The sequence below is a fragment of the Gordonia sp. QH-12 genome, assembly GCF_001578675.1.
GTDB lineage: Bacteria > Actinomycetota > Actinomycetes > Mycobacteriales > Mycobacteriaceae > Gordonia > Gordonia sihwensis.
In genome coordinates, this window is record NZ_KQ969300.1 from 20,156 (window position 1) to 40,322 (window position 20,167).

Genomic DNA, 20,167 nt, shown 5'->3' on the forward strand with positions numbered 1-20,167 from the left:
TAACCCCGGGTGGATCCGGCAGTCGTCAGTCGCGATGCAGCCGCGGCAGCAGTTCGGCGGTCTTCTGATCGGTCCACCCTTCGGGGGTGAGGATCGCTGCCCACGCCGTCGGGATCTCTCGCAGATAGTTGTGACCGTGTCCGTCTGGGACGTCGACGGCCACCGCCATATCGGCGGCGACCTGCAGGAAGGTGACGAACGGGATCCAGTTCACCGCTGAGAGCACGTCGGAGCCACGGGGCTCCTTGAGCCAGTCGGGCTTGTTGAGCACGAGATCCGGATTCCACCACGAGATGGGATCGGACGCGTGCTGTAGGTAGACGATGCGACCGCGGTCCCATTCCACACCGGCCGGGCGGTCGAGGTCCTTGGCCGTGTTGATGAATCGGACCTGCTCACCGTCATTGAAGATCGGCAGCACTTCCGGGGTACCGGCGTCACGGTCGGCGGTGGTGTCCACCCACGTCTGGTTGCTGAACGTGGGGCCGGTCAGCAGGGCGCCGTCGGTCCGGGCGCTCATCGTCGCGACAGAGCCGAACGGGGCCTCGGCGCCGAACGATCCGAGGCTCTCGCCGAAGACCACGACCTTGGGCCGTTGCGCCTCGGGGATACGCCGCACCAGCCGGTCGACCGCCTCGAACAGCGCGCGTCCGGCCTGGCGCGCGCGCTCCTGGTCGACGAGGAACGAGAGCCAGCTCGGCAGCATCGAATACTGCATGGACACCATCGCGGTGTCGCCGTTGTACATGTACTCCAGGGAGTCGAGGTTGGCCTGATTGACCCAGCCGGTGCCCGTCGACCCAGCGATGCCGATCAGTTTGCGCTGCAGACCGCCCGTCCGGACCAGTTCCTGGGCCGCCAGTTCAGCGCTGTCTTGGATCGAGTCCGCCGAATCGAGCCCGGCGTAGACCCGGATGGGTTCTTTCGCCGGCGCCTTGTTGAACGCCTCGAGTTCGGCGACCGTCGGGCCGGTCGAGACGAAGGTGCGACCCATGCGGCCCAGGCTCGCCCAGCTGACCACCGACTCCGGTCCGCCGGAACGCAGTGTGGAGGTCGGGGGAGCCGAATCGGGATTGGTCTCATTGTTCAGCGCCGCGAAGGAGTTGTTCAACGCCGACATGCCGTAGTCGGCGACCGCGCCGTTGAGGATCAGGACGCTCACGACGACCATCACCGTCGCCGCGGTGATCCCGGCGATCCGGGGTGGGATGCGCCGGCTCATGCGGCGCGCGAGCATCCGCAGCAGCGCACCCCACGCCTGCCCGACGCCGAGCAGGACCCCGAAGACCACCACCGCCACCACCACGATGATCGGGTACGCGGTCCAGTTGAGGTGTTCCACGCCCATCAGGTCACGCAGTTCCTCCTGCCAGCGGTGATACCAGTAGAGCATGAAGACGGTGCCTGCGAGGAAGACGATCGTGAGTCCCACCCACCACCATCCGCGCGGACGCGGCCAGGGTTCTCGACGGGACACCAGGTATCGAGCCAGCCATGTGAAGAAGGCTCCGATCGCGTAGCCGATCGCGGCGGCAGCGGCGCTGACGAGGCCTTGGAACAGGGGTCCGCGCGGCAGCAGCGACGGTGTCACCGACAGCCACAGCAGGACCGTCGCGACGACCAGACCGCCATACGACAATCGTCTGGAGTACCGCGACCACAGACGCACCACGGCGTTCGGAGACGAGGCGTCCGATTCCGCATCGCCGGCGTGCGCGGCGTCGGCGCGGGTCTCTTCGACGGCGTCGGCTTCGGTCGCAGGCGGCGCGTCGGTCGGTTCTTCAGCGGCCATGAGCCTGCCTTCCATGTGCCTGATGTGACCCCTCACTTTAGAAGCAGGAGTGCCGAGATCGCGTGTGCCACGATGGTTTCGTGAACTCGATCCCTGATCCGCTGTCCATCGCCGACGTCCACGTGAGCCTGCCGGTGGCCGATCTCGACGCCGCGTCGCGGATGTACGACCTTCTCCTGGGTGAATCCGAGGGGCTGCGCTGGGCGGCGTCGAATGCGACGGTCGCACTCCGGGACGGGCGGACCGACGCCGACGCGCACGCCGTCGAACCGACGGTCGACTTGACTGTCGCCGATTACGACGGTGCCGCAGCGCTCCTGCGTCGGCGGGGCCTGACCCTGGACGATACGGACGGCGCTGCGGCGATCGTCGGCGCCTCGCCGCTGCGCATCACCGCCGGCCCGCAGGTCCGGCCCACCGGCCGGATGCTCGACCACATCGTCCTCACCGCGCCCGATGCCGACCGGGCCGTCGCGCTCCTCGGCGGCCGGCTCGGGATCAACCTGCGCCTCGTCCGCGAGCTCGGCGACGGGATGTGCCAGCTCTTCTTCCGGACACGCACCGTCGTGATCGAGGTCGTCGCCGGAGCCCCGGACGCCGGCGACCGCCTCGGACTCATGGGACTGGCCTGGCGCACCGACGACATCGTCGCCGAACGGCATCGCCTGGCGGGCGCCGGCCTCGAAGTCAGCGATGTCCGCACCGGCCGCAAGGGAGGCACTCGCGTATGCACCGTCCGGGAACCGGCACTGGGCACGGCCACCCTGCTCATCGAGCAGTAGGCATCGCGCAGTAGTCAGCCAGCAGCAGCGACTTCCGCGCCGAAGGCTCAGTCCGCTTCGAGCGCGGACACGCGGTGCCACCGGCTCCGGTAGAAGACCAGCGGATCGACAGTCGGGTCACCGGAATGTCGATCGACGGCGAGCACCGCGATCACATGGTCGCCCGCGGTGACGATCTGCCGCGGCCGGGTGACGAACACTGCGGCGGCTCCGTCGAGCAGAACGGCGCCGCCGGCCTCACGGCGCCAACCAAGACCGTCGAATCTGCGCGGAGCCGCTCGACGGAAGGCGTCGGCCACCGGCGGCTGGTCCGCGGCGAGCACGCTCACTCCCCACTGCGGCACAGCCGAGAGCCGCGGGAGCGTGGTCGACGTCGCAGCGATGTTGACCGACACCAACGGCGGGTCCAGTGACACCGAGGTGAACGAACTCGCGATCAGGCCGAACGGTCCGTCCGCATCGACGGCGGCCACGGTGACCAACCCGGTGGGGTAGCGGGCCATGGTTGCCCGCAACGTCGGCTCGGTTTCGAACGCGGTGGTCATCACCAGAGTCCTCCCCGCGGCGTCAGTGTGCGGCCGTCAGAAAAGGCGCGGCAGCGACGCGTCCGGGACTGTTTCCCGGCACCGCGAACAGACCGCGCAGCACCAACTGCGGTATCACGCCTTCCCCGAACCAGTACAGCTCTTCCAAGTGCGGGTAACCCGACAGGACGAACTCATCGATGCCCAGCGCGGCGTACTCGGCGATGCGGTCGGCCACCTCGGCATGACTGCCCACTAGCGCGGTGCCCGCGCCTCCGCGCACCAAACCGACACCCGCCCATAGGTTCTCGGCCACTTCCAGAGCCCGCGGATCGCGCCACGATCCGTCACCGCGGTGGGCGGCGTGCAGATCGCGCATCGCCGCCTGTCCCGCCGACTCGCTGCGTGCCAGGCCCTCCTGGGCGGCGCGAACGGTGTCCTCGTCGAGCGCTGCGAGCAGGCCGGCTGCCGCGGTCCACGCCTCGTCCGCGGTGTCCCGGGAGATGACGTGCAGCCGAATGCCGAATCGCACCGTTCGGCCCCGCTGCGCGGCGAGGCCGCGGATCCAGTCGATCTTCGCCGCCACCGCCGCTGGCGGCTCGCCCCAGGTCAGGTAGACGTCACTGTGCCGCGCGGCGACGGGACCGGCCTCGGGAGAGGATCCGCCGAAGTAGATCGGGATCTCCTCTGCGGGCAGCCGATGCAGCGCTGCGTCGTCGACCTGCAGGTGCCTGCCGCGGTGCGTCACCCGTTCGCCGCGCCACAGTCCGCGGACCACGGTCAGGAACTCGTCGGTGCGGGCGTAGCGCGAGGGTTTGTCGAGGAAGTCGCCGAACGCCCGCTGTTCATGGGGCTCGCCGCCGGTGACCACGTTCAGCAGGAGCCTGCCGGGCGCGTGCCTGCTGAAGGTCGCAGCCATCTGTGCGGCAAGAGTCGGGCTCACCAGCCCCGGACGGAGGGCGACCAGGAATCCCAGGCGCTCCGATTCCCGCGCGATCATCGCCGTCGTGAGCCAGGCGTCCTCGCACCAGGCACCGGTGGGCGTGAGTGCCGCGGTGAATCCGAAGTCCTCCGCCGCGCGGGCGATCGAACTCAGGTAGCCGATCGAGGCGGGCCGATCGCCGCGGGCGGCCCCGGCCGGAAGCCCGTGTCCGCCGCCGACGATGAACCGGGAATCGCCGTAGGTCGGCAGAAACCAGTGGAGCTTCAGTGCGGGGCGCTCGGTGTTCGACTGCTCTGACGGACTCGCGACCGGAGCTGTCGGGATCGCGGACCGGTTGGCCGTCACGGTGGTCGAGGAGGGGGTCTGTGCCATGTCTTCTTCCTGTGGAGGATCAGATGTTGCCGTGGGCGGGGGGCCGGGTGCCCGCGAGCGCCCATCGGCCGAGATGAGCGAGCTTCCATCGCTCGGGATCGTGAAGGGTGTGGGTTCGCGCGTCGCGCCAGTACCGCGAGAGGTTCGACGCCGCCGCGGCCGCCCTGGTGCCGCCGAAGTCGAACAGCGCCTCGCCCGCATGCCGGGCCGCACGCCCCGCGGCGACCTTGGCCGCGGCCGTGGCCAGCGACGCCTCTGCGACGAGTTCGGGCGGCTCGCCTGCGACTTCGGCCGTCTCGATGGCCCGGACCGCGGCGTCGAGCAGAGCCCGCGCCGCGCGGACCGTGAGTTCGAGTTCGCCGGCCGAGGCCAGCAGGAGGGGATCGTCGACCGCGCGCTCCACGCCGGCCTCGAACCAGGGACGAGCGCGTTGCGCGGCCTCGGCTCCGGCCGCCAGCGCACCGGAGGCCAGACCGGCGTCGACGGCGGCGTGCAGCAGCTGCGCGCGAGCGCCATACGTGCTCGGTCTCTCGAACAGCTCGTCGAAAGCCACCACCTGCTCCGGCTCGACAGGAACATCGTCGAACTCGACCGTCCCCGATGCGGTGGTCCGCTGGCCGACCGCGTCCCAATCGTCGAGGATCGACACGCCTTCGGTCTCGGCCGGCAGATAGACCAGAACGCGACCGCCGTCGGGGCCGAGGGCGCGCACCGCCAGCAGATCGGCGAGGACCGCACCGGTGCAGTAGAACTTCTTGCCCGACAGGCGCAGTCCGCGCGCTGTCCGAACCACGCTCGTAGCGTCGTCCACGGCTGTCGCGCCGCCGCGCTCGCTCTGGGCGTTGGCCAGGCGCGCACCGCCGGCGACCCGTCCGAAGACCTCCTCGGCGAGTCCGGGCGGCGCGAGCCGCGCGAGGGCGTCGAGGAAGGTGAAGTGGCTCTGGGGGATCTGCGCCAGGCTCGGGTCGACGGCGGCCAGTGCGGCGATGAGCCCCGCCGCCGACCCGATGCCCAGACCGTGTCCGCCGTACTCCACCGGAACGGTGACCGCCAGCAATCCCGCCCCCGCCAGGAGATCGAGCTCCGCGCGGGGAAGTACGCGGTCGCGGTCGCGGTCCGAGGCGGTGCGCGCGATCTCCGGCAGCAGGCCCGGCAGAACGGTGGCGATTGGATCGGCTGTGACGGCGGTGGTCTCTGCGGCTCGACTCGAGACGGGACTCATGGTGGAGAGGACCTCTGGGTTCGACGGCGGACGGTGGTCGGTTCAGCTGTACAGCGTGAACTGCGGGGCGCGGCGGTTCAGCGTCCAATCGCCGACCTCGCGGGCCTTGTATGCGACCGGATCGTGCACCGTGTGCGTTCGCAGGTTGCGCCAGTGCCGATCGAAGCCGTAGGAGGTCGTCGTCGCGCGAGCTCCCTGGATCTCGAACAGCCGCGAAGCCACCTCGAGGGACACCTTGGTCGTGACGTACTTGGCCTCGGCGATCGCGATCGCGGCTTCGGCACGCTGGTCGGGCGTGAGGTCCGGGCCGATGTCGAGTGCGCTCTGCAGCGCCTCACCCGCGTGGTCGGCGAGCAGCGCCGCGGCGGTGACCTCGGAGCGCAGCGCGCCGACCAGCTCGAGGATGTACGGATCGTCGGTCGCGCTCTCCAGACCGGAGGTCTCCCACGGTGAGGCGTGCAGGCGAGTCCAGTCCAGTGCCTCCTCGAGTGCACCTTCGGCGGTGCCGATGTAGAAGTTGACGAAGGCCAGCTGCCAGTGCGGGGTCACGAGAGTCTGATATGCGCTCGGCACGCGTCCGGTCAGCGGATCCTCGCCGAGGATCTCGCTGCGCTCGATGCGCACACCGTCGAAGACCACTCCGCCGGAGTCGGTCAGTCTCTGGCCGATGTTGTCCCAGTCGTTCAGCGGTGTGAACCCTTCGCGCCGGGCCGGGATGGACAGGAACACCAGGTCGCCGTCGAGTTCGGCGGTCACCGACAGCTGGTCGGCGACACCGGCTCCCGAGGCGAAGGTGCGCCGGCCGTCGAGCCGGAAACCGGACCCGTCACGGGTGAGCGTCAGACCGGATGCGCCGCGCGGATTCTGCACGCCGCCCCAGAAGGGCTTGAACTGTGCGTTGCGGCGCGAGAGTTCGTCGGCCTGATCGGCGGTCCCGAACAGGTGCGGTATGCGCTGCTGTGCGTAGTGGTAACCGAGCAGGTGCGCGATCGAGGTGTCGCCGCGGGCGACGTGTCGGGTCAGTTGCTGCGACTGCGAATAGTCCAGTCCCGAGCCTCCGTACTCCACCGGCTCACCGACCTGCAGCAGGTCGGCTTCGCGAAGCAGTTCGATCTCGGCCAGCGGCGGCTTGTTCGCGCGGTCACGCTCGGCGGCGGTGGCCCGCAATTGCGCCGCGACGAGATCGGCGCGGCGCAGTGCGGCGTCGAACCGGGCCAGGTCGTCGGACGCGGGCGGTGCGGTGTGGTCGGTGACGGTCATGGGTTGCCTTCTTTCGATCCGGATGGAATGAGGAGGTGGGAGCTCACCGGGCGGCGAGGACGCCGTGACGGGCGAGCTCGGATTCGAGGCGGCCGCTGACGGCGAGGTCGTTCTCGAGATCGCGAACGATCGGCAGGATCTTCTCGCCGAAGTAGACGACGTCCTCGTGGTAGTGCAGAAAGCCCAGGAGCAGCAGATTCACGCCGCGGGTCTTGTAGGCGACGATGCGCTCGGCGATCTGTTCGGGTGTGCCGATCAGTCCGGTGCGGAAACCGTCGTTGTACTGGACGAGGTCGGCGAACTCCGAGTCCTGCCACATGCCCTTGCCGTCCGAGGTGGACGAGCCGGCCTGCTTGACCGCGGATCCGAATCCCTCTACCGCCTCGCGGTCCGCCTTGTCGACGATCTCTCGGAGCACGTCGCGGGCCTCGCTCTCCGTGTCGCGTCCGATGAGGAAGCCGTTGAGGCCGAACTTGACCGTGCGGTCGTGCAGTGCCGCTTCGGTTAGCACGTCGCTGACCTGCTCGCTGATACCGTCGAAGTCTCTACCGTTGCTGAAGTACCAGTCCGAGACCCGACCGGCCATCGCTCGAGCCGCGGTCGAGTTGCCGCCTTGGAAGATCTCCGGATGCGGGCGTCCGGGCAGGTCGAGCGGCTTCGGCTTCAGATCGAAATCATGGAGACGATAGAAGTCGCCCGCGAGGTCGGCGTGGTCGTCGGTCCAGATCCGCCGTAGGTAGGTGATGAACTCCTCGGCGCGGCGGTAGCGTTCGTCGTGCTCGAGCCACGGCTCGCCGAGCTTGGTGAACTCATCCTTGAACCAGCCGCTCACGACGTTGACCGCGGCGCGGCCCCCGGACAGATGGTCGGCGGTGGCGAGGAACTTGGCGAGGACGCCCGGGTGCCAGAGCCCGGGATGGACCGCGGCGATGACTTTGAGCCGCTCGGTGGCGAGCAGCAGAGCGAGCGAGAAACTGGTCGACTCGTGCTGGTACGCGGCACCGTACGAGGCCGTGTAGCGGACCTGGCTCAGTGCGTAGTCGAAGCCGTTGTTCTCGGCGAGCCGGGCGAGAGTGCGGTTGTAGTCGTACCCCCAGTCGGTGCGCTGTTCGATACGGGAGACGACCAGACCGCCGCTGACGTTCGGCACCCAGTACGCGAACTGGAGCGGCTGATACGCGGTCTCGAGACGACGGTCGGAACTGTTGGTGGACATGACGAATAGACCTCCGGTGAGGTTGGTGACGAGAGTTCGGTGAAGCAGGACGGGGCCGGATCGGGCGGAGCGGATCAGGCGGGACCGATCAGCGACATCGGCGGGGTGAGTACATCGGCGCGAGCACGTTGACAGTGTGCTGTTCGCACGGGAAGGCCGACAACCATTCGAATCAGGGTGGGTCTGACCGACCGCGGGTAGGGTGATCGGCGTGAGGGAGATGCCGATGTTTCCGCTGGGCGCTGTGCTCCTGCCAGGGGAGCAGCTGCCTCTCCGGATCTTCGAACCCCGTTATGCGGCAATGCTTCCCGTGGTGGAGAAGAACGGCGGCGAGTTCGGTGTCGTGTTGATCGAGCGCGGCTCGGAAGTCGGCGGCGGCGACGTGCGTTCGATGGTGGGCACCGTGGCGAGGATCGACCGCCTCACCGACGCGGGACCTGGCCGCTACTCCTTGCTCTGCAGCGGAACCTCGCGCATCCGGGTGACCGAGTGGCTGCCCGACGATCCGTATCCGCGTGCTCTGGTCGAGGATCTCCCCGAGCCGGACACCGGCCCCGTCGAGTGGTCGGACGTCCTGGAGAAGCGGGCTCAGCTGCAACTGCTCTGCGGGCAGGGCGGCCGGAAGGATCCGCAGTTGCGGTGGATCGCCTCGCAACTCGCCGCGCCGGTCGACTACGGCGACGGCGACCCGGTCACGGAGACGTTTCGCGCCGCCTCGGATCTTCCACTCGGACCGGCCGACCGGCAGAGCGTGCTGGAGAGCCCCGATCCGGGATCGCGGATCGATGTGATCGACGCCGCGCTCGACGACCTGATCGCAGCGCTCAGATTCAGATTGAGGGGTTGATCGATGAGCAACATGGAGGCACAGCCCGCCGAGGTGGAGTGCGGTGCGACGCCCGCGGCCGGCGTGGAAGTGATCGAACCTCGCCTGGTGCCGCTCGGCGGCATCCGGGCGATGAAGGTGAACCGGACGTTGCCGACACGTGATCGATCGATGATCGGCGCCTGGTGCTTCGCCGACCATTACGGTCCCGAGCCGGTCTCGCACTCGGGCGGGATGCGGGTGCTGCCGCATCCGCACACCGGACTGCAGACCGTGAGCTGGCTGTTCGAAGGAGAGATCGAGCACCGCGACAGCGCGGGGGTGCACGCGATGGTGCTGCCGGGAGAGATGAACCTGATGTCCGCCGGCCGCGGGATCAGTCACTCCGAGGTCTCCACACGCCGGGTGGAGACGCTGCACGGGGTGCAGCTGTGGGTCGCGCTGCCCGACGGCGCCCGCCACGGGGAGAACGGCTTTCAGCACTATCGTGCACCCTCGGTGGACCTGACCGATGCGTCGGGAGCCGTGGTCGGCAGCATGAAGGTATTCGTGGGCGACTCGGGCGGATCGTCGGCGGAGATCGACACGGCCACACCGCTGCTCGGCGCGGAACTGTCGATCGACCCGGGCGCGTGTGCGGTCTTGGAGGTCGACGAGTCCTTCGAGCACGGTGTTCTGCTCGACACGGCCGCCGCGGAGGTCGGCGGAGTCCGGATCGGGCGCGCTTCGCTCGCCTATGTGGGACCGGGGTCCAGCCGGCTCGAAGTGCACAATCCCACGGACCGACCGGCACGCGCGGTGCTGCTCGGCGGCGAGCCCTTCGCCGAGGACATCGTCATGTGGTGGAACTTCGTCGGCCGCGACCACGACGAGATCGCCGAGTACCGCGAGGAATGGCAGCGGCGGTCGGAACGTTTCGGAACAGTGGGCGGCTGGGGAGCCGACGAATGGATCCCCGCGCCGCCGCTGCCGAACACTCGGCTGAAGCCGCGCAGGCGGACTCGACCATGACGAGAGGGGACGGGCGATGACCGACGCAGAACGCACCGACGCAGAACGCACGGACGCAGAACGCACGGAGGTGGTCCGGAACGACGCGCTGGGCCGTTACGAGATCCTGGTGAACGGTGAGACCGCCGGATTCACCCGATTCATCGACCGTGGAGACCAGCGGATCTTTCCACACACCGAACTCGACGACCGGTTCTCCGGTCGCGGTCTCAGCTCCGTCCTGGTCCGTGAGGCGCTCGACGACACCCGGGCCGCGGGCCGGCGGGTGGTGGCCGTCTGTCCGCTCGTGGCCAAGTATGTGAGCAAGCATGAGGAGGTGGCCGATCTCGTCGATCCGGTGACCCCGGACATCCTGCAGTTCCTGCGGGGCGAATAGGCCACCGGGCCGGGGCAGCGCTGCCCCGGCCCGGTGGCCCGTCAGTGATCCCCCGTCAGTGATCCCGGTCGGGCTCCGCCGGCGCGGCGCGCCCGCTTCCGTCGGTATCACTGGTCCCGAGGTCGGACAGCATCTGCGCGACGTCGATACCGGTGGCGCCGCGGATCAGCTCCATGGTGCTCACCAGACTCGATCCCGCGCCCTTGGCGACCGGGCTCACCGAGTCGCCGACCAGTGTGATGTTCGCATCGGCCAGCGGTGCCGAGGCCGCGCGGACGATGTCGGGGAGCTTGCTCAGCACCAGTTCCAGCTGGCCGACCTCGTCGAGCTTGCCGAGCGCCTCGGCGCGCTTCTCCAGGGCGTCGGCCTCGGCCTCGCCGGTGATCCGGATACCCTCGGCCTTGGCCGCCGCCTCGGCGATGATCTCGGCTTTACGGGCCTCGGCCCGCTGTTGCGCCGCATACAGCTCGGCTTCGGCGGGGCGGCGCACCTCGGCGTCGAGCTGTGTGTCGCGCAGTCGTGCGGTCTGCTCGGCGACCTCGTTGTCCTTCTCCACCTGAATGCGCCGGCGTTCGGCCTCGACCAGCGGGCGGACCGCGTCGGCCTCGGCCGCCGCACGGTCGGTGGCCTGGCGGGCGGCTTCCCGCTCGATGTCGAGCTCGCGCTGCTGCTCGATGATCGCCTGCTCGTTCTCGATGCGGCTCTGTTCGGCCACGCGGTGGGCCACGGCGCGCGACCGTGCTGCGATCGCGGCCTGATCCGATCGCTCCTTGGCGGCGAGGTCGGAGAAGTACTGGCCGTCCGAGTCCTGGACGTCGTTGATCGAGAAGCTGTCGAGGATCAATCCCTGGTTGCCGAGGATCTCCTTGATCGAGCGCGCGACCTGGTCGACGAGTTGCTGCCGATCGACGAGGATGCTCTTGGCGGTCATTGTGCCGACGATCGACCGCAGCTCACCGGAGAGCTGCTCGGTGACGAGGGCCTTGACCCGGTTGAGGTCGTCGCCGAAACGCGGACCCGCCTTGAGGATGGCTTCCGGCGTGTCGCCGACCTTGACGACCGCGACGCCTCGGACCTTCAGCTCGATGCCGTCGTTGGCCGGGGTCGAGGTGTCCAGATCGGCCTTGACCGATGACAACTGCACCCGGGTCGCGCGCTGCACCACCGGAAGCACGAAGGTTCCGGTTCCGCGGTACACCTTGCCCTCGTGCCCCTTGCCGGTGCCGGTGACGATGAACGCCTCTTCCGCTCCCGGCACGCGGTAGCGCGACAGCACGAGCAGGACGATGAGGACGAGTAGCACCACGATGGCCACTACGGCGCCGATGACGGCTCCCATCTTGCGGGTTCCTTTCGTTGCCCCGGTTCTGCAGGGAACCGGGTGGGGATCAGTCGGTGAGGGAGATGCGGGCGACGACGTAGTTGTCGCCGCCGTCGATGCGGTCCACGATCACGGCCTCATCGTTGTGTTCGAGCGGGGCGTCGGAGGTGACCGTCACCTGGCGGGTGCCGAGCGGCGTCCGTACCTCACCGATCCCGAAGCGGCCGGGAGTGACGGGTTCCACGATGCGTACCGCCGAACCGATGAGGTCGACGTTCGGCAGTTCGGCTTCGGCGCCGACGAGGTACCCCAGAACGACGACGGCCGCGACCGAGAGCACCACGCCGGCGAGCGCACCGACCAGCAGTGCCGGCCAGGTCCCCGTCTCGGTGAACGTCAGGAGCCCGCCCGCGAGCAGGCCGAACCCAGTGGCGAACGGGGTGACGATGGACAGCAGTCCGGCGCCGGAGTCGCCGAGGTGAACGTCCACGCCGCCGGCATCCACACCGAGGACGGACAGCAACGTCAACACCAGACCGACGCCGCCGACGATCAACAGCACGATTCCCAGCACGCATACCCCCGCAGTCACCTGTGCCCCAAGTGTGACACACCGTTCAGAGCCGACCATTCGGACGGGCGACCGGCGCGTGCGGCCGGAACCGCGGGACGCCGGCCTCAGGAGGAGAGCACGAAGTCGTCCCAGTTCGTCGACAGGTACTCGAGAAACGCCGGACCGACGGACTCGGCGCGCATGTGATCGGCAGACACGGGCTGCGGCGTCGACGTGAACGCAGGGTCGGCGACCACTCTGGCCGCGAAATCGTGGTGCAGGATCCCGGCGGTCCCGATCAAGACGAAGTCGGCGCCGGCGTCGAGGCTCTCGCGCACTTGAGCACCGGTCAGGATCTTCCCGGCGACGCCGAGACGGGTGCCCCCGCGCGGCAGATCGGTGAAGTGTTCGAGCAGAGTGCGGTCGCGGTGCTCCTCCTCGGCCGGGTGTTTGAACGCGTCCCACATCGACATGTCGAGGTAGTCGAGCCGTCCCGAGGCGAGAACCTGAGCCGCCAGCTCGCGCGACTCGGCGAGCGGAACGCCGTAACGCTCGGGCGAGAGTCGCAGGCCCAGCTGAAAATCCGGTCCTGTGGCGCGACGGACCGCATCGACCACCTCGTGGATGATGCGGAATCGGTTGTCGGCGCTGCCGCCGTACTTGTCGGCGCGGTGATTGCTGCGCGCGTCGAGGAACTGGCAGAGCAGGTAGCCGTGGGCCCCGTGGATCTCGGCCCCGTCGAAACCGGCCTCGGAGGCGAGGACTGCGGCCTCGGCGAACTCCTCCACGATCGCCTCCACCTCGGCGGTGCTCAGTTCCACCGCCTGCTTGGCGGCATCGTTCCACGGCGCCACCCGGACGGGGTCGAACTGTCCGTCGCCGCGTCGCCCTCCGTGCTGCAGCTGGATCGATGAGACCGCTCCCGCCGCGCGCAGCCCGTGCGCCAGCCGGGTCAGTCCGTCGAGGTGCTCGGGGCCGGCGACGCCGAGCTGTCCGGAGAACGAGTGCCCCCGGCCGGACACCCATGCCGCGCATGTCATCACCATGCCGAAGCCGCCCTCGGCTCTCCTCACGAGCCAGTGGTACTCGTCGTCCGAGAGAGTGCCGTCGGCATTGCTCTGCAGATTCGTCAGCGGAGCCAGGGCGATGCGGTTGGCCCAGGCGGGGCCGCGTGCGAAATCCAGGGGAGAGGCGGGTGTGATCACCGACCCAGGCTACCGGGGTGCCTTCCACTGTCCCGATTCAGTTGCGGATCACCCGCATCGGCCCGGGAGTCCAGAGACCGGTGTGGTCCTCGTGGGTGACGGTGAGTTCGGCGTCGTGCTGCGGCAGGAGCGGGGTGAACCGCTGCAGTGAACCCCAGTCACGGCCCCAGTCGTTCTCGAGGTAGGCCGGGACCTCCGTCTGTCGCAGCTCGTTCTCGGTGATGCCCAGCGGGCCGCCGTAGTCGCCGGCCATCCACTGCGCCGAGTTCACCCGTTCACCGACCGCATCGGGGGTGATGCGCCACTTCGGCGTCTCGAGGATGCCGTGCACCACGCCGGCCGGGCGCTGGCAGGGGAACGCGAACGCGACTTCCCAGTCGAGCAGTACCGGATCATCGCTGCCGACGAGCGAATTGAGCGTCTGCAGTCGTGTGGCACGCGGTGGTGTGACGGCCAGCCAGGCATCGTAGCCCGGCGAGGTGTCCTCGGCGACGATCCGGACGACGGACGCGCCGGGAGGAATCTCGGCCATCGGGAACCGCAGATTGCGCCACTGCGGTGCTCCGCCTGCGTCGTACGGGGTCAGGGACGCGACGGTTGCAACGGTGCCGTCCGGCTGCACCCGTCCGGCTTCGAGCCGCAGTTGCTGGCCCGGATGCCGGACCGCCAGTTCGTCGATCGACTCCACCGCACCCGCGGCCGACAGGGTGATCAGAGGCCGATCGTCGGAGCGTTCGGGCAGCTGGTACCAGTCCGAGGTCAGGCGGCCGGTCCCGGCGGGCGCACCGAAGCTCCCGAGCACCGGCACCCGCTGCGGGTCGAGACCGAAGGGCAGCTTCACCGACGAACCGTTGACACCACGGCTGACCGTGGTGCCGCCACTGGTGTCGGAGGTGGTGTCGGCGGTCGTCGAATCACCGGTGGTCGACTGCCCGGTCTGATCCTGGTCGACCGCTTGGGCGGGATGAGCGTCGGTGTCACTGCTGGACGTGTCGCTGTCGTCGGTCTCCAAGTGCGTCGGCACGCCGTCGGGTGAGAACCCGGCCGGGGGCGTCGCTCCGCCCGCGAGGGCCTGGCCGGCGCTCGCGGGCCGCTGGCCGGCCAACTGCGCCGGCGCGAGAAGACCCGTGTTCGGATCGGCCTCCACCAGCACGGCGTCGGCGAGTGCGCACGGGCGCCCCTGCAGGGACGCGATGTTGGAACTCGCCCAGGTCCACGAATCCGATTGCGTCCTGGCCGCTTTGCCGAACGAGATCATGTTGAAGGCCAGGATCACCGCGGAGACGATCACGAGGGAGTACATCGGCAGGTCGGCCATACGGCTCGGCTCCGGGCGCCGGAAGGGTTCGGCGGCGTCGGCGAACTGTGCTCGGCCGTCGTCCCGGTAGTACTGCCACAGTCCGACGGCCGTCAGCAGTACGGCGACGGCGAAGATCGGCCAGAAGAAACCGATGCCGGCGATATGCGGCGTGTCGTCCGACCACGGGATGCCGTAGCTGCCCACATACCACCACTGGTTGCGGCCGGCGAAGGCCACCGCGAGCGCGTACGCCGACGCCGCGGCGAAGAACGTCCGGTTGCATGGGCGCCGAAGCACACTCGGTTTCAGGAAGGCGGTCGCGGCCGCGGCCAGCGGCCCGGCCAGGCAGGCGAAGATGCCCATCTGGTGGGTCGCCTTGGTCGGGACGAAGGCCAGCACCGCCACGGCGCCGCCGGTGACGGCCACGAGCCGCCACAGGGCCGCGGTCGCCACACCCGGCACGCTGTGCTTGCGGACGAGGACGAGGACGACCAGCAGCACCGACAGGATCGTCACGAAGATCCCGACCCGGCGCGCGATGGAGCCGTCGGGTGTCGGATTGAGCAGGATGTAGTACCGCATCGCCTCGGTCCACCAGTGATTGGTCGGACCCACGATGCCCTGAGCCTGCACGCCCTCGACGATCGTGGCGAGCGGCTGGTCGGCGAAGATCTCGTACAGGACGGCCAGACCCGCCGCCACGAGGGGCACCAGCATCGGCGCCAGCCCGTCGCGACGCCGCCGGTACAGCACCCGCTTGAGCATCGGCCGGAGCCCGGCCAGCAGCGCGACCGCCGCGACCGCGCCCACCGGGTGGATGGTCAGGGTGAAGGCGGCCGAAACGATCGCGAGACCGAAGGGGAGCAGTCGGCCGGTGGCGATCGCGCGTTCGACGAGCACCCAGGTCAGCAGGATGCCGACGGTGATCACCGGTTCCACGCGCAGGCCGTTGTTGAACGGCAGCCACACGGCGAGGAAGGCCAGGGCCGCGGCCCAGCGTGCGACACCGGAACCGGCGATCGTCCGGCCCAGGCGCGGGATCGCCACGCGGCTGATCAGGAACCATCCGACGATCGCGAACAGGAACGGCAGCAGGCGCAGCCACGGGATCGCGGTGCTGACCTCCATCCATTTGGCCAGGTACTGGTAATGCCAGCCGAACGGGTCTTGGGGGACACCGAAGTACCGGTAATAGTTGTCGAGGTAACCCGCGCCGGGCGCCACGCGCCCGACCGTCACCTGATAGCCGTCGTCGGCGGTGTTGCCGCCGATCATCAGCCAGATCAGCAGCACCGCGGTGACGAATCCGTCGAGCACGGTCGGTCGCCACCAGCGCCGAGGCAGCAGTCGGCGCAGGCGTCGCCCGTCCCGGGCATCGAGCACGGCGAGCGCGATGAGAGACAGGATCGTCGCGACCACGCCGACGATCAGCAGGGTGCGTTTGAGCGGGGTGGGGCTGGTGCTGAACCGGGTGTCGACGGTGGAGCGGAAGCTCAGCCCGGCGGTGGGGGCGGTGGCCGGCAGGTCGGTGTACACGCCGATGATCTGCGGCCGCGCGTTCGGATCGCGGATGTCGAAGGCCGAGTCGGGGACCGTCAGTCCCTCGACCTCGCCGCGGGTGCCGGCGGTGTCGGCGTGCACGACGATGCGGCATTCAGGAGTGCGCTGCGCCTGCTCGCGCGGGATCGTCATCAGCACGGCGTTGCGCTGGGTGACCAGGAGGTTGTCGTGGGTGGCGCTGATGAACAGGCCCACCTTGCGCGCGTCGACACCGGATTTCGGCACGGTCGAGAGCAGCACGCCGCCGTCGGCCGGCAGCAGCGATGCCAGCGAGCAGGGCACGGTCGCATCCATCGACACGGGGTTGTACGAGACGTTGGGCGCCGCGATGTTCGCCACGGTCGGCGCCGACGTCGACGACGTGGCTTGCGGCCAGGTGATCTCGGTCTTGGCGTACGTGACCGGCAGGAACGGCGACGCGAGGGCGAGCAGGATGCCGATGGCGCCGGCCACGACGGCGACGATCCGTGCGATGCGGACCGTCCGGGGGCTCGGTGTCCGATCACTCATCGGTACCTCCAGCCACGATTGTGCTCGGATTGCGCCAGCCGGCCTGCCGGACTGTCGCGGTGGTCAACGCAGCGGCCGGTGCATCCGGCACGAGCGGTTCGAGTCTCACGAGGTTGCCCCAGTCTCGGTACCAGTCGTTCTCCAGGTAGGTGGCCATCGTCGACGGCCTGGTCAGCGACTCCGACACCGACAGGATTCCGCCGGAGGACGCGGCCTGCCAGCTCTTCGACGTCGAATAGGTCGTGGTCCGGTCGGGTGTGATGCGCCATCGGGGAACGTCGTACACCCCGTCGCGCGCGGTCACCGGCTGCTGGCAGGGGAACTGACTGCCGACCGACAGGTCCAACAGCACCGGTTCCCGGCTGCCGACGACGTTCTGCAGGGTCTGCAGCCGCGGGGCACGCGGCGGGGTGATCGCCAGCCACTCGTCGGGACTCAGGTTCGAGTCGACGGCGACGATCCGCATCGCGGTCGCCGACGGCGGGATCGCGGCCATCGGGATCCGCAGGTTGCGCCACGGCCGGTTGGGGTGGTCGGGACCCGGATCGATGGGAACGAACGGCGCACCCACCGGGGTGAACTCCCCGTCGGTGTCGACGCCGAACTCGACATGCAGATCGCGGCCGGCGGTCACGGCCCCGTCCTGTCCCACGGAGAAGACCGAACCCGCCGTGGTGATGACGATCAGCGGAGACGTAGTCCGGTCGGGGAGCCGGTACCAGTCGGTGGTCAGTTCCGCCCGGCCGTTGTCGAAGCCGTAGCTGCCGAGCACCGGAGTGGTGGCCGGATCGAGACCGAAGGGCAGTGCCACGGTGCCGCCGTTCGCGGTCTCCGGACCGGTACCCCCGGTGGTACCCGCTGGAGCGCCGTCGCCGGAGTACGAGTGGCCGGGCGTCGCGGTGCGGAGGGTGCCGGCGCCGAGCCGGACCGGATCGGGTGTCAGATCGTCGGCGACGCCGTCGGGGGAGAACCCCGTCGACTCCCCGGCGAGCGCCCGCGACGCGTCGACGGCCCCGACCGGCTGCAGCATCCCGACATTCGGATCCTTCTCGACGAGCACGCGGTCGGCCATCCCGCAGGCGCTCCCGGTCAGGGCGCGCGCGTTGGCGCTGAACGCCGTATAGGTGTCCGAGCGGCTCAGCGCAGCCTTGCCGAAGAGTGCGAACTCGGCGAGCACCAGCGCTGCGGCGATCAGCAGGACCGGCACCGCCGATACGATGCGGCGCCGGCGGACCGCTGCGGCCGACGGGGGACGTGCGGTGTGCGGCCGCACGCTGACCCAGACCAGCATGAGGAACGAGAGCGCGGTCAGCACGAGGAACAGCGTCGACACCGGTCGTCCGGCGAGGACGGGAGCCTTGTCGAACCACGGGATGCCGTAGTCGTACGACCATCCCCAGGCGTTGTCGCCGGCCGTCGCGACGGCACACGCGCCGACCAGCACGGTGACGTACGTCCAGAGGGTGCGCGGCGCATGCGCCGACACCCGGATCATCGCCGCGGTGGCAACGGCGGCACAGGCGGCGGCCAACCCGGCGAAGATCCCGAACTGGACGGTCCACTTCATGGGCACGAACGAGAGCAGACCCATCGTGAGGAGGACGCTGCCGATCAGTCGCCACACCGGGCCGCGTGCGAAGCCCGGCAGGCGGCCGCGCCGCATCATGACCGCGGTCGTCAACCCCAGTGTGGCGAGCAGGAGCAGCACCGGTACACGACGGGCGAGGGAACCGTCCGGGGTCCCCAGCGTGAGGAAGTAGTACCGCATCAACTCCTGGTACCAGGACAGCGTCGGGCCGACGACGTACCGGACCCGGATCGCCTCGACGACCGCGCCCAGGGTCTGGGTGCGGAAGACCAGAAAGCAGATGAGGGAGACGGCCGCGGCGACGGGCGCGAACAGCGGCAGCAGACGGTACTGCCCGCGCAGTGTCCGGACCACTCGCAGCATCGGCCGGGAGCCGACGATCAGAACGGCGACGGCGATGACGCCCTGCGGTCCGGTGGCGAGTGTAAGCAACGCGACGAACGTCGCGAGCGCCGCGGGCAGCAGCCTGCGCGTCGCGATCGACGTCTCGACCAGCCACCAGGTCGCGAGCGATCCCGCGACGATGATCGGCTCCGGCCGCAGGCCGCTGCAGAAGGCGATCCAGAACGCGACGAACACCGCGGCGGCGCTGAACACCGCCCACCGTGAGGACCGGACGGCGGCGCCCAGACGGGGTAGCAGGACGCGGCTGAGGATGAACCACGACACCAGCCCGGCCACCAGGCCCGGCAGACGCATCCAGACGCCCGCGGAACTCACCGTGGCCCAGTGGGAGAGGAAGGAGTAGTACCAGTCGAACGGCGCCTCGGAGACACCGAAGTAGCGATAGTAGTCGGACAGATACCCGGCGTCGGTCGCGTTGCGGCCCATCACCATCACGTAGCCGTCGTCGGCGGTGCCCGCTCCGAGGACGTGCCAGATCAGCAGGGCGGCGGTGACGGTGAGATCGGTGACGCTCGGTGCGACGAGCCTGCGGAGCGGTCGGCGCCCGGCGGTCGGCGCCCGGAAGCGCGACACGGCGTCGAGGCGGCTCAACGCGAACAGCGCCACCAGGGCGGCCAGAACACCGATGACGATGACCGCGGTCTTGAGCGCGGTTCGGGCGACGTCGAAGGCGTTGTCGACGTCGACGTGCACGGTCAGACCCTGCTGTGCCCGTCGCACGGTGTCCCCGGACAGATCGGTGAAGACTCCGGCGACCGCCGGCCGGGTGGCGGGATCACCGTGCACCGTTGCGCCGGCCCCGACGAACTGAGCTCCCAAGGAGTCCTCCGACGCCCAGAAGCGCAGCTGCGAACAGTTGTTCAGGCCCGCGCGGTCGATGCTCGTCAACGCCGATCCGCGCACGTTGACCGTCGCACCGGAAGAACCGGACGTGACCACGAGGGCGGTGTCGCGGATGTCGCGCGGTGCCGAAGCGGGAACCGTCGACACGACGACCGCGGTGGAGCCCTCCGCCCCCGCCTCCCGGAGCACCCGGCAATTCACCGTGACGTCGAGCCGCCGGGCGGTCTGCGTCGCCAGGGGCGCCGTGACCGACGCATTGTCGGCGGAGATGCTCTGGCCCCGCGGCCAGTCGAACGACGATGTCCGCTCGGTGACCGGCAGGAACGGTGTGGCGATGGCAGCTACGAGGGCGACCAGACCCGCGACGGCGGCGATGACCGCGTACCCGCGCGCGGTCACCCTGTGTGAAGTACTCATCGGGAGTGAGGATAGGCGCTGTCTCTTAACCTTCACCAAGAGCCGCACGGGGCGAGCCGCACCGGCGGTGCGGCCGAAGGCACTGTCGCGGGACGCGATCCCGCTCAGTGGGCGCACGGACTCGCCGCGACTGATAGATGT

Annotated in this window: 15 protein-coding genes; 4 read left to right on the forward strand and 11 right to left on the reverse strand. The window is 69.4% G+C overall.

From position 1 onward, the window contains the following. Positions 1-25 precede the first annotated feature (25 nt). Complete coding sequence (locus Y710_RS15460; protein ID WP_062367846.1) at positions 26-1,792, reverse strand: alpha/beta hydrolase; 1,767 nt, start codon at positions 1,790-1,792, stop codon at positions 26-28. Between the two features lie 80 nt (positions 1,793-1,872). Here Y710_RS15460 and Y710_RS15465 point away from each other — a divergent pair, with 80 nt between their 5' ends. Beyond that, positions 1,873-2,574 (forward strand): VOC family protein, encoded by a 702-nt coding sequence (locus Y710_RS15465; protein ID WP_231875761.1) that lies wholly within the window; start codon positions 1,873-1,875, stop codon positions 2,572-2,574. 47 nt (positions 2,575-2,621) lie between these two features. Here Y710_RS15465 and Y710_RS15470 read toward each other — a convergent pair whose 3' ends face one another. Genes Y710_RS15470 through sfnG form a run of 5 tightly spaced genes read right to left on the reverse strand, consistent with a single transcriptional unit; the run spans position 2,622 to position 8,111 of the window. Next, the gene (locus Y710_RS15470) at positions 2,622-3,119 is read right to left on the reverse strand and encodes a flavin reductase family protein (protein ID WP_062367848.1); all 498 of its coding nucleotides are present in this window, start codon (positions 3,117-3,119) and stop codon (positions 2,622-2,624) included. Positions 3,120-3,141: 22 nt separating this feature from the next. Then, positions 3,142-4,413 (reverse strand): LLM class flavin-dependent oxidoreductase, encoded by a 1,272-nt coding sequence (locus tag Y710_RS15475; protein WP_231875762.1) that lies wholly within the window; start codon positions 4,411-4,413, stop codon positions 3,142-3,144. A gap of 19 nt (positions 4,414-4,432) precedes the next feature. After that, complete coding sequence (locus tag Y710_RS15480; RefSeq protein ID WP_062367849.1) at positions 4,433-5,635, reverse strand: acyl-CoA dehydrogenase family protein; 1,203 nt, start codon at positions 5,633-5,635, stop codon at positions 4,433-4,435. A gap of 42 nt (positions 5,636-5,677) precedes the next feature. Beyond that, complete coding sequence (locus Y710_RS15485) at positions 5,678-6,895, reverse strand: acyl-CoA dehydrogenase family protein (RefSeq protein ID WP_062367850.1); 1,218 nt, start codon at positions 6,893-6,895, stop codon at positions 5,678-5,680. Positions 6,896-6,938: 43 nt separating this feature from the next. Beyond that, a complete protein-coding gene (gene sfnG / locus Y710_RS15490) occupies positions 6,939-8,111 on the reverse strand; it encodes a dimethylsulfone monooxygenase SfnG (RefSeq protein WP_006894983.1) in 1,173 nt (390 codons plus the stop codon). Positions 8,112-8,331: 220 nt separating this feature from the next. Here sfnG and Y710_RS15495 point away from each other — a divergent pair, with 220 nt between their 5' ends. Genes Y710_RS15495 through Y710_RS15505 form a run of 3 tightly spaced genes read left to right on the forward strand, consistent with a single transcriptional unit; the run spans position 8,332 to position 10,324 of the window. Then, positions 8,332-8,958 (forward strand): LON peptidase substrate-binding domain-containing protein, encoded by a 627-nt coding sequence (locus Y710_RS15495; protein ID WP_039866865.1) that lies wholly within the window; start codon positions 8,332-8,334, stop codon positions 8,956-8,958. Positions 8,959-8,961: 3 nt separating this feature from the next. After that, positions 8,962-9,948, forward strand: a complete 987-nt coding sequence (locus Y710_RS15500; RefSeq protein ID WP_062367851.1) for a pirin family protein — start codon at positions 8,962-8,964, stop codon at positions 9,946-9,948. A 16-nt stretch (positions 9,949-9,964) separates the two neighbouring features. After that, positions 9,965-10,324, forward strand: a complete 360-nt coding sequence (locus Y710_RS15505; RefSeq protein ID WP_062367852.1) for a GNAT family N-acetyltransferase — start codon at positions 9,965-9,967, stop codon at positions 10,322-10,324. 55 nt (positions 10,325-10,379) lie between these two features. Here the strand turns inward: Y710_RS15505 and Y710_RS15510 are convergent, their stop codons facing one another. The 5 genes from Y710_RS15510 to Y710_RS15530 all read right to left on the reverse strand — a co-directional run bounded on the left by Y710_RS15510 (position 10,380) and on the right by Y710_RS15530 (position 20,026). Then, positions 10,380-11,663 (reverse strand): flotillin family protein, encoded by a 1,284-nt coding sequence (locus Y710_RS15510; protein ID WP_062367853.1) that lies wholly within the window; start codon positions 11,661-11,663, stop codon positions 10,380-10,382. Positions 11,664-11,712: 49 nt separating this feature from the next. Continuing rightward, a complete protein-coding gene (locus tag Y710_RS15515) occupies positions 11,713-12,237 on the reverse strand; it encodes a hypothetical protein (protein ID WP_231875763.1) in 525 nt (174 codons plus the stop codon). Positions 12,238-12,323: 86 nt separating this feature from the next. After that, a complete protein-coding gene (locus Y710_RS15520; RefSeq protein WP_006894991.1) occupies positions 12,324-13,403 on the reverse strand; it encodes an NADH:flavin oxidoreductase in 1,080 nt (359 codons plus the stop codon). Positions 13,404-13,440: 37 nt separating this feature from the next. After that, a complete protein-coding gene (locus Y710_RS15525) occupies positions 13,441-16,773 on the reverse strand; it encodes an arabinosyltransferase domain-containing protein (RefSeq protein ID WP_062367854.1) in 3,333 nt (1,110 codons plus the stop codon). Beyond that, positions 16,766-20,026, reverse strand: coding sequence for an arabinosyltransferase domain-containing protein (locus tag Y710_RS15530; protein WP_062367855.1), 3,261 nt, complete (start codon positions 20,024-20,026; stop codon positions 16,766-16,768). The genes Y710_RS15525 and Y710_RS15530 overlap by 8 nt, the downstream gene beginning before the upstream one ends. Between the last annotated feature and the right edge of the window lie 141 nt (positions 20,027-20,167).

Bases quoted from the DNA above. Each gene is read 5' to 3' on its own strand.
- Y710_RS15495 (WP_039866865.1), top strand. From the start codon at position 8,332: ATGCCGATGTTTCCGCTGGGCGCTGTGCTCCTGCCAGGGGAGCAGCTG.
- Y710_RS15510 (WP_062367853.1), bottom strand. From the start codon at position 11,663: ATGGGAGCCGTCATCGGCGCCGTAGTGGCCATCGTGGTGCTACTCGTC.
- Y710_RS15460 (WP_062367846.1), bottom strand. From the start codon at position 1,792: ATGGCCGCTGAAGAACCGACCGACGCGCCGCCTGCGACCGAAGCCGAC.
- Y710_RS15505 (WP_062367852.1), top strand. From the start codon at position 9,965: ATGACCGACGCAGAACGCACCGACGCAGAACGCACGGACGCAGAACGC.
- Y710_RS15525 (WP_062367854.1), bottom strand. From the start codon at position 16,773: ATGAGTGATCGGACACCGAGCCCCCGGACGGTCCGCATCGCACGGATC.
- Y710_RS15475 (WP_231875762.1), bottom strand. From the start codon at position 4,413: ATGGCACAGACCCCCTCCTCGACCACCGTGACGGCCAACCGGTCCGCG.
- Y710_RS15470 (WP_062367848.1), bottom strand. From the start codon at position 3,119: ATGACCACCGCGTTCGAAACCGAGCCGACGTTGCGGGCAACCATGGCC.
- Y710_RS15500 (WP_062367851.1), top strand. From the start codon at position 8,962: ATGAGCAACATGGAGGCACAGCCCGCCGAGGTGGAGTGCGGTGCGACG.
- sfnG (WP_006894983.1), bottom strand. From the start codon at position 8,111: ATGTCCACCAACAGTTCCGACCGTCGTCTCGAGACCGCGTATCAGCCG.
- Y710_RS15480 (WP_062367849.1), bottom strand. From the start codon at position 5,635: ATGAGTCCCGTCTCGAGTCGAGCCGCAGAGACCACCGCCGTCACAGCC.
- Y710_RS15485 (WP_062367850.1), bottom strand. From the start codon at position 6,895: ATGACCGTCACCGACCACACCGCACCGCCCGCGTCCGACGACCTGGCC.
- Y710_RS15530 (WP_062367855.1), bottom strand. From the start codon at position 20,026: ATGAGTACTTCACACAGGGTGACCGCGCGCGGGTACGCGGTCATCGCC.